The sequence below is a fragment of the Pseudomonas mediterranea CFBP 5447 genome, from assembly GCF_000774145.1.
GTDB classification, from domain to species: domain Bacteria; phylum Pseudomonadota; class Gammaproteobacteria; order Pseudomonadales; family Pseudomonadaceae; genus Aquipseudomonas; species Aquipseudomonas mediterranea.
This window is the reverse complement of record NZ_KN322987.1, coordinates 1,656,793-1,668,818: the sequence shown is the minus strand read 5'-3', so window position 1 is coordinate 1,668,818 and position 12,026 is coordinate 1,656,793. Positions and strand designations below refer to the sequence as shown.

The window sequence follows — 12,026 nt, the reverse complement described above, 5'->3', positions numbered from 1 at the left end:
TTACCAATGAGTTATAGCCGCTGATTTGGATTTAGCCTGTATCGTCGGACAGGCGTCATTATTTTGTCTGGTTGAGTACCTGCAGGATCGCCGCACTTTGCGCGTCCGGCGTACCGTCGAACCGGGCCGGTCGATACCGCATCTGGAAGGCAGCCAGCACATGGCGGGTAGCCACGTCCCATTCACCGGTGCGGGGCGTCGGGTAGCCGAGGCGGGCCAACTCAGTCTGGAACCAGGTGGCGCTCGGCAACTGCGTCAGGAAGAAGGCCTGCTGGCGCGCCACCGCCTGTTCGTCCGGCCAGACGCCCAGGCCGGCCTCCGCCAGACGCTTCCAGGGAAACAACGGTCCTGGATCAAGCTTGCGCAGGGGGGCAATGTCGCTATGTCCGATGATGTTGATCGGGTTGATCGCGTTGCGCCGGGTGATGTCCTTGAGCAAGGCGATCAAGGATTGGACCTGGGCTTCGCTATAGGGGTACCAGAGACGCCCGGTAGGGCCATCGACGTAGCCCGGGTTGACGATCTCGATGCCGATGGAGCTGGAGTTGAGCCAGGTCCGCCCCTGCCATTCGCTCTCCCCGGCGTGCCAGGCGCGCCGGCTTTCATCCACCAGCTTGTAGATGGTCGCGTCCTTGTCGTCGCCGATCAGGTAATGGGCGCTGACTTCGCCATGGGTCAGCAACGCCAGGGAGCGTTCCAGGGAAGCCGAGGTGTAATGCACCACGACAAACTGGATGCGGCTGTCCTGATTGACCGACGGGTGGCTGGTATCCAGCCGGGGGCCGCTGGCGCAACCGGCCAGGGCCAGTAAAAAGACAACAGTGGAAATGATTTTCATGGCGCAAACGCGTTTACGGATGACGAATAATGCAACAGTGTAACGTATCACCGTGCAGGGATCTGGCTTGCCTTCCGAAATTAAACAAAATGGAACAATTGGCCTCAGCCCAGCTCCACCCGGTTGCGTCCAGCAGATTTGGCCCGATATAGCGCCTGATCGGCTCTTTTAAGCACCAGATCGCTGTATTCTCCCGGCCTGAATGCGGTCATGCCCACCGACACGGTAATTGTCACCGGCTCGCCTTTGAAGTGAAACGGACAGGCTTCGATGGCCGCTCGCAGACCCTCTGCCAGTTTGGCGCCCGAGGCCAGGGGCGTATCGGGTACCAGCAGGACAAACTCCTCACCGCCAAAGCGGGCGATGAAGTCGCTGCCGCGCAGACGCTTGCGCAATACGGTGGCAATGATCTTCAGCACCCGGTCGCCCGCCAGGTGTCCATAGTTGTCGTTGATCCGCTTGAAGTGATCGAGGTCGAGTATTGCCATCAGCAAGCTGTTGCCGTGTCGCTGCCACTGAGCGACCTCGTGTTCAAGCCGCTCGGTCCAGGCAGCGCGATTGGGCAACCCGGTGAGCGGGTCAATCAATGCCTTCTGTCGTTGCTCTTCAAGGTTCTCACGCACGACCTGGGCTTCCTGCTCCATCACCGCGACGCGCTCGGCCAGACTCTTGAGGCGGCTGGAAACCTCCTGCTCGCGCTGGGCACGCTGCTTCTGATGCTGGTCCATCGTACCGAGCAGCCCTTCCAGATGGTTCTCCAGCACCTGCTTGAGGCTTTCCAGATCGTCGGCTTCCTGCACGCTGCTTTGCAGGCCATCGACCTGCTCGCGAATCTGGGTGTCCATTTCCCTGGAGGCCGAGAGATGGTCTGCGTGGCCTTCACTGGCAGCACGCAAGCTACTCTGGAACGACTCCAACCGATCATTGAGGCGTTGCAGATACGCTTCGAATTCAAGCTGGCCACTGTCAGTAATGGCCAACATGAGCGTCGCAAAATCGTCAAGAATCGGCAGCAACTCGTACCAATTCAAACCATTTCGAAGACGCTCGCCCATGGCCTCGGCTTGAGGGCGATGCCGCTCAGGCAGGGTCAGGTCACCCAGCAGGCCGAGCAGGGTGTCTTCGATGTGCTTCGCCACCGAACTGTAGGAAGGTTCCGGGGAGTCGGGCAGGGCGTAATGGGCCTCATCCGGATCGGCGGACAGTGGCTCGACGGCTGTCGAAGGCTCCTCAGGTTCCATACCGAGAGACGGTGCTTCCTCCTGCACCGGTGACGGCGCTTCGACCATCAGCTCGTCGGGATTCTCCGGCGCGACGGCGACCGCAGGCTCCGGGATAGTCGGGGCGGGCTCGTCGGCCTCCTCAGGTTCGAGAATCGGTACCACGCTGTCGGTCACTGGCTTCGGCGCGGATTCGACCATGGGCGGAATGAAGGCAACCGGTTCAGGCGTTGCATCGACGGGCCGGGCCTGTTCCACCGCCGGCAAGACGGGGTCGGAAATGGCCGCCGCCTGCATCGGCAACGGCGGTGCCGCTTCGGTCGATGGGGTCGGGGACACAGGCGCAACGTTGCTCGGAGCGGGGTCGTGGGACTGAGGAGCGGTCTCGTCGTGATGACCGCCAAACAGCCGTTGCAGCAGACCGGGGCGACTCACTTCGGCAGGCGTCTCCAGTGCACTCAGCGCCTTGCCCTGCAAATCGCTCAACTCGCTGAGCAACAGGGGAATTTCCCGGGCCTGGTCGACCCGCGCCTCCAGATGCTTGGCAAACCGTTTCAGCGGCCGACGGACTTCTTTCGGCAGCGGCAGGGTCTGTAGCTGAGCGACCAACGCGGTCAATGCGGTGCTCATCTGTTCGACCCGGGTCTCGCGGCGCTGCTCGGAATCCAACACGGCTTTTTCCAAGCGAGGCAACAGGGCAGCGAGGGCGGCGTCCATGTCATCGGTGCGCACCACTTCGCGCATCTCTTTCATGCATTGATCGACCGCCCGGTCCGTGCCCTCGGCGGCCAGGGTACTGCGCACCAGGCCACGGCGCAGCAAGTCGAGCCGGGCATCCCAGCGGCGCTCGAGCTTTTCCTGCTGTTCAATGCTCTTGAGGTACTTCTCTCTCCAGCGTTCGGCGTCGTCGCTCATTCATCGGGTCCGCAAGGGGCAGGACTCAGCACAGGAAATGCGTCAGCCGTGAGCGAACCCGGTAGACGAATTTCGACTGCAACCGGCAGGTGGTCGGAAATGGGCTGGGCCAGGACCTCGACACGCTCAAGGGTCAAGGTCGGGCTCAGCAGAATATGGTCCAGGCAGCGCTGGGGGCGCCAGCTGGGGAATGTCGCTTCGAGTTGCGGCGCAAGCAGGCCGAGGTCGCGCAGGGGCGAGGTCTGCAGCAAGTCGTTGGCGTGGGTGTTCATGTCGCCCATCAGCACTTGGTGTTTATAGCCGCCGATCAGCTCACGGATATAGGCCAGCTGCATCGTCCGGGTACGCGCCCCGAGAGCCAGGTGCATCATGACCACGACCAGTGCCTCAGGACCTTCGCCGAAGCGCGCCAGGATCGCCCCGCGCCCCTTGGGACCCGGCAACGGATGGTCTTCGATCGCCCAGGGCCGCAGGCGACTCAACACCCCATTGCTGTGCTGGCCGAGACGGCCGAGGTTGCGATTGAGTTGCTGATACCAGTAGGGGAATGCGCCCAGTTGGGCCAGATGTTCCACCTGGTTCACGTAGCCCGACCTCAGGCTGCCGCCATCGGCCTCTTGCAAGGCCACCAGGTCGAAATCCTTCAGCAGTTCACCGATTTTCTGCAGGTTACCGGCACGCCCGGTGTGAGGCAGCAGATGCTGCCAACCCCGGGTCAGGTAATGCCGGTAGCGCTCGGTGCTGATGCCCACCTGGATGTTGAAACTGAGCAGTCGCAGGCGACTATCGGCGGGCAGGCCCGTGGACGCGACATGATGCTCGTTGACCCGCGGTTCATGCAGGCCAACGATGCGTTCGGTGCTCCAGCGGGCCATGGCGTGGGCGGCGCTTAGTTGGCAACTGCCTTGGTCGTCGCTCGTTCCTTGGCGATCAGCTTGTCAGCCAGTTGCAAGGCCTGGTCTGCGCCGCCGGCAGAGCCGATATCAAAGCGGTATTTGCCGTTGACGATCATGGTCGGTACGCCAGTGATTTCGTACTTTTTCGCCAGTTCCTTGGCCTTGGTGATTTGACCTTTCACGGCGAAAGAATTGAAGGTCGCCAGGAATTTATCCGCGTCCACACCTTGGGTCGCCAGGAACTCAGCCATTTCCTTTTCGTCGATCAGCCTTTTATGTTCTTTCTGGATCGCGTTGAACACCGCCGCGTGCACCCTGTGCTCGACACCCATGGCCTCGAGAGCCAGGAACATCTGGCCGTGGGCATCCCATGGGCCGCCGAACATGGCGGGGATGCGGACGAAGTTCACGTCTGAAGGCAGCTTATCGACCCATGGATTGATCACCGGCTCGAATGCGTAGCAATGCGGGCAGCCATACCAGAACAGCTCCACCACTTCGATCTTGCCGGGCACGGCCACCGGGACCGGGTTGCTCAGTTCGACGTAAGGGGCCTTCGATTCCTCGGCGTTGGCTTGAGCGCCGATGCCGAACAGGCTCGCGGCGACGAGCGCGGCGCTGATGATCAGATTACGCATGCTTTACTCCTGGACAAATAGGTGGCCTCGCGGGGTGTGTCTTCAGACAGACCATGGCGGGTTCAAGTTCTTAGTGTAACGGCAGCGGCCACAAAAAAGGGCGGCCAAAGCCACCCTTTTGATGCTTGCATCGACAGATTAATCGAGCGTTAACGTTACAAGCGGTGTACACCCGCCGCAACGCCGCTCAAGACCTCAGTGCAGGCCTTGGATGTAGCTGGAGACGGCGGCGATGTCTTCGTCGCTCAACTTGCGAGCGATGGTGCGCATGGTCATCGCGTCGCCGTCGTTGGCACGACCACCTTCTTCCTTGCGGAAATCGGTCAGTTGCTTGGCCACGTACTGGGCATGCTGGCCGCCCAGGTGCGGGAAGCCGGCAGCGGCGTTGCCGGCACCGTTCGGCGAATGGCAACCGGTGCAAGCCGGCAGGCCCTTGTCCAGGTCACCGCCACGGAACAGCTTCTCACCGCGGGCCACGAGTTTCTCGTCGGCGGCGCCGACGCTGCCCTTCTGGCTGGCGAAATAAGCGGCGATGTCCGACAGGTCCTGATCGCTCAGGTTGGTCAGCAGGCCGGTCATTTCCAGAACGGTACGCTTGCCGGACTTGATGTCGTGCAATTGCTTGGTCAGGTAGCGTTCGCCCTGGCCCGCCAGTTTCGGAAAGTTTGGCGCTGCGCTGTTGCCATCCGGGCCGTGGCAGGCCCCGCATACGGCGGCTTTCGCCTGGCCGGCAGCGGCATCGCCAGCGGCGTGGGCTACGCCGGATATCCCCAAGGTCAACAGCAGACTCACGATCAGTTTGTTCATCAGCTAATCCAACTACGGCTAAGGGTTAAAGAGTTATGGACCGGGTTCACTCGCTCATCCACTGGATGATGGCTTGGTAATCCTCGGCACTGCAGTCCATGCACAAACCACGCGGCGGCATCGCCTTGAAACCCTGGGTCACGTGTTGCACCAGCGTCCCCATACCTTTCGCCAACCTCGGCGTCCAAGCTTCCTGATCGCCCTTGCGGGGCGCCGTTGGGAGTTGGCCGGAATGGCAGGCACCACAAACACGGTTGTACACAGCTTCCGGATCCTGTGTAGCCTGAGCGCTGTAAAGCGGCATCAGGACGCCGGCAGCTAGCAGCCATTTCGTCATAAAACGACCTTTTCAGGGTTGAGAGCAAGCTGCGTTCTGATGCGCAATTTAGGTCGATCGCTCTCGTGAGCCTCATCCTTCGCTGGGACAAAGCGCACACAAAATCTGCGGCATTATATACTGGCGTCACTGAAACGGAAACGACACAGCTTGCCGCGTCCATTCCCGACGCCGCCCACATCGGAAATCCCATGCAACTGAAGAACCCCATCCTTGGCCTGTGCCAACAGTCCACCTTCATGCTCAGCGCCGCCAAAGTCGATCAATGCCCCGACGACGAAGGTTACGAGGTGGCGTTTGCCGGGCGCTCCAACGCCGGTAAATCCAGCGCATTGAATACCTTGACCCATGCAAGCCTGGCACGCACCTCGAAAACGCCGGGTCGCACGCAGCTGTTGAACTTCTTCAAGCTAGACGATGAACGCCGTTTGGTCGACCTGCCCGGCTACGGCTACGCCAAGGTGCCGATTCCGCTCAAGCAACACTGGCAGCGTCACCTGGAAGCCTACCTGGGCAACCGCGAGAGTTTGAAAGGGCTGATCCTGATGATGGACATCCGCCATCCGATGACCGACTTCGACACGCTGATGCTCGACTGGGCCGTTGCCAGCGGCATGCCCATGCACATCCTGCTGACCAAGGCGGACAAGCTCACCTACGGTGCGGCCAAGAACACGCTGCTCAAAGTACAGTCGGAAATCCGCAAGGGTTGGGGCGAAGCGATCACCATCCAGCTGTTCTCGGCCCCCAAGCGCATGGGTCTGGAAGAAGCCTACACGGTGCTGGCCGACTGGATGGAACTGGCGGACAAGGGCAGCGAAGAGGCCGAATAAGCCAAATCGCAGGCAAAAAAAACCCCGGACTTCGTATGGGGAGGGGGAAGTTCGGGGTCCAAGTTCCGGACCGCTAGGGCGGGGTCCAGATATCTGCCAACACTTAACACAACATAGGAGCATTGAAGGGCTTCACCAGCCATTCAGAATCTCTGAGTGGCATTTCATGGGTTTAGTTCAGATTATTTTTTGAAATGCCCTTAGGAAACTTCTGACTCCCCAGACGCTGACACTCAATTGTGGCGAGGGAGCTTGCTCCCGCTGGGTGGCGCAGCCGCCCCAGAGATCTTGTGAGAGCTCCCTCGCCACAGCGCTCCTCCAGCTGCAGAGGGCTACTCTCAGTGCGCCTCATCCCAGTTGTTGCCCACGCCCACTTCCACCAGCAACGGCACGTCCAGCGTGGCGGCGGCGCTCATGTGCTGGCGGATGTCCTTGCTGACCTGTTCGACCAGATCCTCTCGTACTTCCAGCACCAGTTCGTCGTGCACCTGGAGGATGACCCGGGCATCCAGCCCTGAGGTCGACAACCAGCGATCCACGGCCACCATCGCTTTCTTGATGATGTCGGCAGCGGTGCCTTGCATCGGTGCGTTGATCGCCGTGCGCTCAGCCCCCTTGCGCAGTGCCGGATTCTTCGCATTGATGTCCGGCAGGTACAGCCGGCGGCCGAAAATGGTTTCGACGAACCCCTGTTCGGCGGCTTGGGCGCGGGTGCGCTCCATGTACTCCAGCACACCCGGATAGCGGGCGAAGTAGCGGTCGATGTAGGCCTGGGACTGCTTGCGGTCGACGCCGATCTGTTTGGCGAGACCAAAAGCGCTCATGCCGTAGATCAAGCCGAAGTTGATCGCCTTGGCACTGCGGCGCTGGTCATGGCTGACGGCCTCCAGCTCGACGCCGAAAACCTCGGCGGCAGTGGCCCGGTGCACGTCCAGGTCGTTGCGGAACGCGTGGAGCAGACCTTCATCCTTGGCCAGGTGCGCCATGATCCTCAACTCGATCTGCGAATAGTCCGCCGCCAGCAGCTTGTAGCCTTTCGGCGCCACGAACGCTTGCCGGATCCGTCGACCTTCGGCGGTACGGATCGGAATGTTCTGCAGGTTCGGGTCGATGGACGACAGGCGTCCGGTCGCGGCAACGGCTTGCTGGTAATTGGTGTGGACGCGGCCGGTGCGGCTGTTGATCTGCTCCGGCAGGCGATCGGTGTAGGTACTCTTGAGCTTGCTCAGCGAGCGGTACTGCATCAGCACCTTGGGCAGCGGGTAATCCTGCTCCGCCAGTTCGGCGAGCACCGCTTCGGCGGTGGATGCCTGGCCCTTGGCGGTTTTGCTGAGCACTGGCAAACCGAGTTTTTCATACAGGATCACGCCCAATTGCTTCGGCGAGCCGAGGTTGAATTCCTCTCCAGCGATGGCGAACGCCTCACGCTCCAGGGCCACCAGTTTCTCGCCCAGCTCGACGCTCTGCACACCCAACAGGTTGGCATCCACCAACGCACCCTGGCGCTCGATACGCGCCAGCACCGGCATCAGCGGCATCTCGATTTCATTGAGCACCTTGCCCAGGCTCGGGATCGCCGCCAGTTTTTCCTGCAAGGCCTGGTGCAAACGGAAGGTTACGTCGGCATCTTCAGCGGCGTACGGGCCGGCCAGTTCCAGGGAGATCTGGTCGAAAGTCAGCTGTTTGACTCCTTTGCCGGCGATGTCCTGGAAATCGGTCTTGCTTTGCCCCAGGTATTTGAGCGCCAGGCTGTCCATGTCGTGACGGGTCGCGGTGGAGTCCAGCACGTAGGATTCGAGCATGGTGTCGAAGGCAATGCCCTGGACCAGGATGCCGTTGTCCTGATCACCACCAATGGCGCAGTTGGCCAGGATGTTGGTCTCGAACTTGGCGTGCTGGCCGACCTTGCGCTTGTCGGGATTTTCCAGCAAGGGCTTGAGGGCCTTGAGCACCGTGTCGCGATCCAGCTGCTCCGGCACGCCCATGTAGGAATGGGTCAGCGGGATGTAGGCCGCTTCATGGGCCGCCACGGCAAACGACAACCCGACCAGTTGCGCATGCTGGGGATCGTCACCGTTGGTTTCCGTGACGAACGCAAACAGCGGCGCTTGCTCGAGCTTGGCCAGCCAGGCGTCGAAGCGCGCCTGATCGAGAATGACTTCGTACTTCGCCTCGGCGCCACCGGGCTGTTCGTCGGCCACTTCGACGATTTCCTGGCCGACACGCTTGGCGTCCCGCTGGTTTTCTTCGAACCAGCTCTTGAACTCCAGCAGGGTGTACAGCTCGGCAAGTTTTTCGTGGTCCGGTGGACCCATTTGCAGGTCATCGAGGCCGACATCCAGCGGCACGTCAGTCTTGATGGTGGCCAGTTCGTAGGAAAGAAACGCCATTTCCTTGTGTTCTTCGAGCTTGGCCGGCAGGGCCTTGGCACCACGAATCGGCAACGTGGGGACGATGTCCAGTTGCGCATACAGCTCGGTCAGCCCGCCGTTGACCCCCACCAGCAAGCCGGAGGCGGTCTTTGGCCCGATGCCCGGAACGCCCGGGATGTTGTCGGAAGAATCGCCCATCAACGCCAGATAATCGATGATCTGCTCCGGAGCGACACCAAATTTCTCCTTTACGCCAGCCACGTCCAGCGAGCTACCGGTCATGGTATTGACCAAGGTAATGTGCCCGTCGACCAATTGCGCCATGTCCTTGTCACCGGTGGAGATCACCACCGGGCGGTCGGCTGCGGCGCTGCTGCGGGCCAGGGTGCCGATCACGTCGTCGGCTTCGACGTTGTCCACACACAGCAGCGGGAAGCCCAGGGCCTTGACGCTGGCGTGCAGCGGCTCGATCTGCACGCGCATGTCATCGGGCATGCTCGGGCGATTGGCCTTGTACTCGGCGTACAGCGCATCGCGAAACGTCCCACCCTTGGCGTCGAACACCACGGCAAACGGGCTGTCCGGATACTGCTTGCGCAGGCTCTTGAGCATGTTCAGCACGCCCTTGACCGCGCCGGTCGGCAGGCCTTTGGACGTGGTCAGCGGTGGCAGCGCGTGAAACGCGCGGTACAGATAAGAAGAACCGTCCACCAGGACGAGGGGCGCTTGGCTCATGAGCAGGATCAACCTTTTCGGCGGGTCCGGGGCTAGAATAGCGGGACCGTTGACGACAAAGGGACAAGGTTATCATGCGTACACTAAATCGCCTGTTACTGGCTGGCTTGTTTGCGATCACTCCACTTACCGTCATGGCGGCGGACGACGCACCTTCAGCTGACCCGGACGTCACCATTCGCACGGAAGGCGATAAAACCATCCAGGAATACCGGCAAAACGGCTTCCTGTATGCGATCAAGGTCACGCCCAAGCACGGCAAGCCTTATTTCCTGGTGCGCGCCGACGGCACTGATGCAAACTTCATCCGTTCGGACCAACCGGATATGCTGATCCCGTCATGGAAGATCTTTGAGTGGAAATAGTTTCCTAATTTCAACCGGCGCTCGCTTGAGGGCGCCCGTAATGGCAGTTCTAACCATGTCTGTGTTCACCCCCCTGGCTCGGCCCGAGCTGGAAACCTTTCTTGCCCCTTACGGGCTCGGCCGCCTGCTTGATTTCCAGGGGATCGCCGCTGGCAGCGAAAACACCAATTTCTTTATCAGCCTGGAGCAGGGCGAATTCGTCCTGACCCTGGTGGAGCGCGGTCCGGTGCAGGAAATGCCGTTCTTCATCGAACTGCTGGATGTGCTGCACGAGGCCGACCTGCCGGTACCTTATGCCTTGCGCACCACCGACGGCGTTGCGCTCAGGGAGCTGGCCGGCAAACCCGCGTTGCTGCAACCGCGCCTGGCCGGCAAACATATCAAGCAGGCCAATGCCCAGCATTGCGCCCAGGTCGGCGAGTTGCTGGCGCATCTGCACCTGGCCACCCGGGACAACATGATCAAGCGCAAGACCGATCGCGGCCTGGACTGGATGCAGGGGGAGGGCGCAAAGCTGCTTTCACACCTCGAGACCGAGCCTCGTCGTCTGTTGCAGGCGGCACTGGATGAAATCTCGCTGCAGAAGACCGGCATCCTCGCGCTGCCCCGCGCCAACATCCACGCGGACCTGTTCCGTGATAACGCCATGTTCGAAGGCACGCACCTGACCGGGTTGATCGACTTCTACAACGCCTGTTCCGGGCCGATGCTGTATGACGTCGCCATTGCCCTGAACGACTGGTGTTCGGATGACAATGGTGTGCTCGACGGCCCGAGGGCGCGGGCGCTGCTGGGCGCTTATGCGGCCCTGCGTCCCTTCACCGCCGCCGAAGCCGAGCTTTGGCCGACCATGCTGCGCGTGGCATGCGTACGGTTCTGGCTGTCGCGCTTGATCGCTGCCGAATCCTTTGCCGGGCAGGATGTGCTGATTCACGATCCGATGGAGTTTCAGCAGCGGTTGGCACAGCGGCAGGATGTTCATACGCCGCTGCCTTTTGCCCTGTAAAAGCATCGCGGGCAAGCCTTGCTCCCACAGGTCTGTGTTTACTCTGTGGGAGCATGGCTTGCCCGCGATCGGGATCGTCGCCAATCAAGCGTTACAACGACTCCAGGCACCCCGCCAGATCATTCCCCAATTTTTCCAACAACTGCTCATATCCCTGCGCTGTCGCCGGGGTGTAGCCGCCCAGCGCATCCAGCTCCGCAAGCTTCACCGGCAACCCGGCCACCAGGGTTTCGGCCAGGCGTGGGCGCAGGGGCGGTTCGCTGAACACGCAGGTCTTGCCCACCGCCTGCAAGCGCGTGCGCATCGCCGCCACATGCTGGGCACCGGGCTGGACCTCGGCGGCCACGGCGAACACCCCGGCGTGCTTGAGGCCATAGGTGTCTTCGAAATAATCGAACGCTTCGTGGAACACGAAGTAGGGCTTGCCCGCAATTCCGGCCAGACGGGCCTTGAGACGTGTGTCCAACGCATCGAGACGCTGGTTGAAGCCCTTGAGGTTGCGTTGATAGCGCTCGGCATTGGCCGGGTCGGCAGCGCTCAGGTCAGCGGCCATTTTGGCGGCGATCACCCGCGCATTGATCGGTGAAAGCCACAAATGAGCATCGATGGTGCCAGGCCGATGATCATGATCATGCTCGTCGCCATCCTCGTCGGTATGGGATTGGCTGTCCTCGGCAAAATGCCGCAATTTGAGTCCTGGCAGATCCTGTACCGCAACGGATGGCAGCGTACGACCGCTCAGTACCCTCGGCAAGAAACCTTCCATGTCCGGACCGATCCAGTACAGCAGGTCCACCGACTGCACCTTGCGTACGTCGGATGGGCGCAAGGCATAGTGGTGAGGCGAAGCACCGGGAGGCAGCAGCACCTCGGGAACGGCCACGCCGTCCTGCACCGCAGCGGCAATCAACTGCAACGGCTTGATGCTGGTAAGGACCTTGACCTCGGCCTGGGCTGGACCGATCAGTAGAAAAGTTGCGACAAAAGCGACAAACAGCGAAAAAAATCGGGACACAATAACCACTCGAAGAGGCGAGACCGGGTAACATAATAACGTCTCTCAC

Annotated in this window: 11 protein-coding genes; 3 read left to right on the top strand and 8 right to left on the bottom strand. The window is 61.1% G+C overall.

Annotation, left to right across the window (positions count from 1 at the left end; all coding sequences use genetic code 11):
• Window positions 1-58 precede the first annotated feature (58 nt).
• The 6 genes from N005_RS27240 to N005_RS27215 all read right to left on the bottom strand — a co-directional run bounded on the left by N005_RS27240 (window position 59) and on the right by N005_RS27215 (window position 5,651).
• Window positions 59-838 carry an N-acetylmuramoyl-L-alanine amidase gene (locus tag N005_RS27240; protein WP_047703983.1) on the bottom strand — a complete coding sequence of 260 codons (780 nt, stop codon included), beginning with the start codon at window positions 836-838 and terminating at the stop codon, window positions 59-61.
• Window positions 839-942: 104 nt separating this feature from the next.
• Window positions 943-2,973 carry a GGDEF domain-containing protein gene (locus tag N005_RS27235; RefSeq protein WP_047703982.1) on the bottom strand — a complete coding sequence of 677 codons (2,031 nt, stop codon included), beginning with the start codon at window positions 2,971-2,973 and terminating at the stop codon, window positions 943-945.
• Window positions 2,970-3,848: an endonuclease/exonuclease/phosphatase family protein gene (locus tag N005_RS27230; protein WP_047703981.1), complete on the bottom strand. Its 879-nt coding sequence runs from the start codon at window positions 3,846-3,848 to the stop codon at window positions 2,970-2,972. Before N005_RS27230 ends, N005_RS27235 begins: the two co-directional genes overlap by 4 nt.
• 14 nt (window positions 3,849-3,862) lie before the next feature.
• Window positions 3,863-4,507 (bottom strand): thiol:disulfide interchange protein DsbA/DsbL, encoded by a 645-nt coding sequence (locus N005_RS27225; protein ID WP_047703980.1) that lies wholly within the window; start codon window positions 4,505-4,507, stop codon window positions 3,863-3,865.
• 195 nt (window positions 4,508-4,702) lie between these two features.
• On the bottom strand, window positions 4,703-5,314 hold the full coding sequence (locus N005_RS27220; protein ID WP_041020743.1) for a c-type cytochrome: 612 nt from the start codon (window positions 5,312-5,314) through the stop codon (window positions 4,703-4,705).
• 46 nt (window positions 5,315-5,360) lie between these two features.
• Entirely contained in the window at window positions 5,361-5,651 is a 291-nt protein-coding gene (locus N005_RS27215; RefSeq protein ID WP_024778410.1) for a c-type cytochrome, read from the bottom strand.
• Window positions 5,652-5,842: 191 nt separating this feature from the next.
• Between N005_RS27215 and yihA the strand changes: the two genes are divergently transcribed.
• Window positions 5,843-6,484 (top strand): ribosome biogenesis GTP-binding protein YihA/YsxC, encoded by a 642-nt coding sequence (gene yihA / locus N005_RS27210; RefSeq protein ID WP_047703979.1) that lies wholly within the window; start codon window positions 5,843-5,845, stop codon window positions 6,482-6,484.
• A gap of 338 nt (window positions 6,485-6,822) precedes the next feature.
• Here the strand turns inward: yihA and polA are convergent, their stop codons facing one another.
• Window positions 6,823-9,591 carry a DNA polymerase I gene (polA, locus tag N005_RS27205; protein ID WP_047703978.1) on the bottom strand — a complete coding sequence of 923 codons (2,769 nt, stop codon included), beginning with the start codon at window positions 9,589-9,591 and terminating at the stop codon, window positions 6,823-6,825.
• 74 nt (window positions 9,592-9,665) lie between these two features.
• Between polA and N005_RS27200 the strand changes: the two genes are divergently transcribed.
• Both N005_RS27200 and N005_RS27195 read left to right on the top strand, forming a co-directional pair.
• Window positions 9,666-9,956 carry a DUF2782 domain-containing protein gene (locus N005_RS27200; protein WP_041024687.1) on the top strand — a complete coding sequence of 97 codons (291 nt, stop codon included), beginning with the start codon at window positions 9,666-9,668 and terminating at the stop codon, window positions 9,954-9,956.
• A gap of 55 nt (window positions 9,957-10,011) precedes the next feature.
• Window positions 10,012-10,962, top strand: coding sequence for a homoserine kinase (locus tag N005_RS27195; RefSeq protein WP_047703977.1), 951 nt, complete (start codon window positions 10,012-10,014; stop codon window positions 10,960-10,962).
• 91 nt (window positions 10,963-11,053) lie between these two features.
• On the opposite strand, the gene N005_RS27190 is transcribed toward N005_RS27195, so the two are convergent.
• The gene (locus N005_RS27190; protein ID WP_047703976.1) at window positions 11,054-11,977 is read right to left on the bottom strand and encodes a zinc ABC transporter substrate-binding protein ZnuA; all 924 of its coding nucleotides are present in this window, start codon (window positions 11,975-11,977) and stop codon (window positions 11,054-11,056) included.
• Window positions 11,978-12,026 lie beyond the last annotated feature (49 nt).

Coding starts and splice junctions, on each gene's coding strand:
- yihA (WP_047703979.1), top strand. CDS start 5,843: ATGCAACTGAAGAACCCCATCCTTGGCCTGTGCCAACAGTCCACCTTC.
- N005_RS27240 (WP_047703983.1), bottom strand. CDS start 838: ATGAAAATCATTTCCACTGTTGTCTTTTTACTGGCCCTGGCCGGTTGC.
- N005_RS27235 (WP_047703982.1), bottom strand. CDS start 2,973: ATGAGCGACGACGCCGAACGCTGGAGAGAGAAGTACCTCAAGAGCATT.
- N005_RS27230 (WP_047703981.1), bottom strand. CDS start 3,848: ATGGCCCGCTGGAGCACCGAACGCATCGTTGGCCTGCATGAACCGCGG.
- polA (WP_047703978.1), bottom strand. CDS start 9,591: ATGAGCCAAGCGCCCCTCGTCCTGGTGGACGGTTCTTCTTATCTGTAC.
- N005_RS27220 (WP_041020743.1), bottom strand. CDS start 5,314: ATGAACAAACTGATCGTGAGTCTGCTGTTGACCTTGGGGATATCCGGC.
- N005_RS27225 (WP_047703980.1), bottom strand. CDS start 4,507: ATGCGTAATCTGATCATCAGCGCCGCGCTCGTCGCCGCGAGCCTGTTC.
- N005_RS27215 (WP_024778410.1), bottom strand. CDS start 5,651: ATGACGAAATGGCTGCTAGCTGCCGGCGTCCTGATGCCGCTTTACAGC.
- N005_RS27200 (WP_041024687.1), top strand. CDS start 9,666: ATGCGTACACTAAATCGCCTGTTACTGGCTGGCTTGTTTGCGATCACT.
- N005_RS27195 (WP_047703977.1), top strand. CDS start 10,012: ATGTCTGTGTTCACCCCCCTGGCTCGGCCCGAGCTGGAAACCTTTCTT.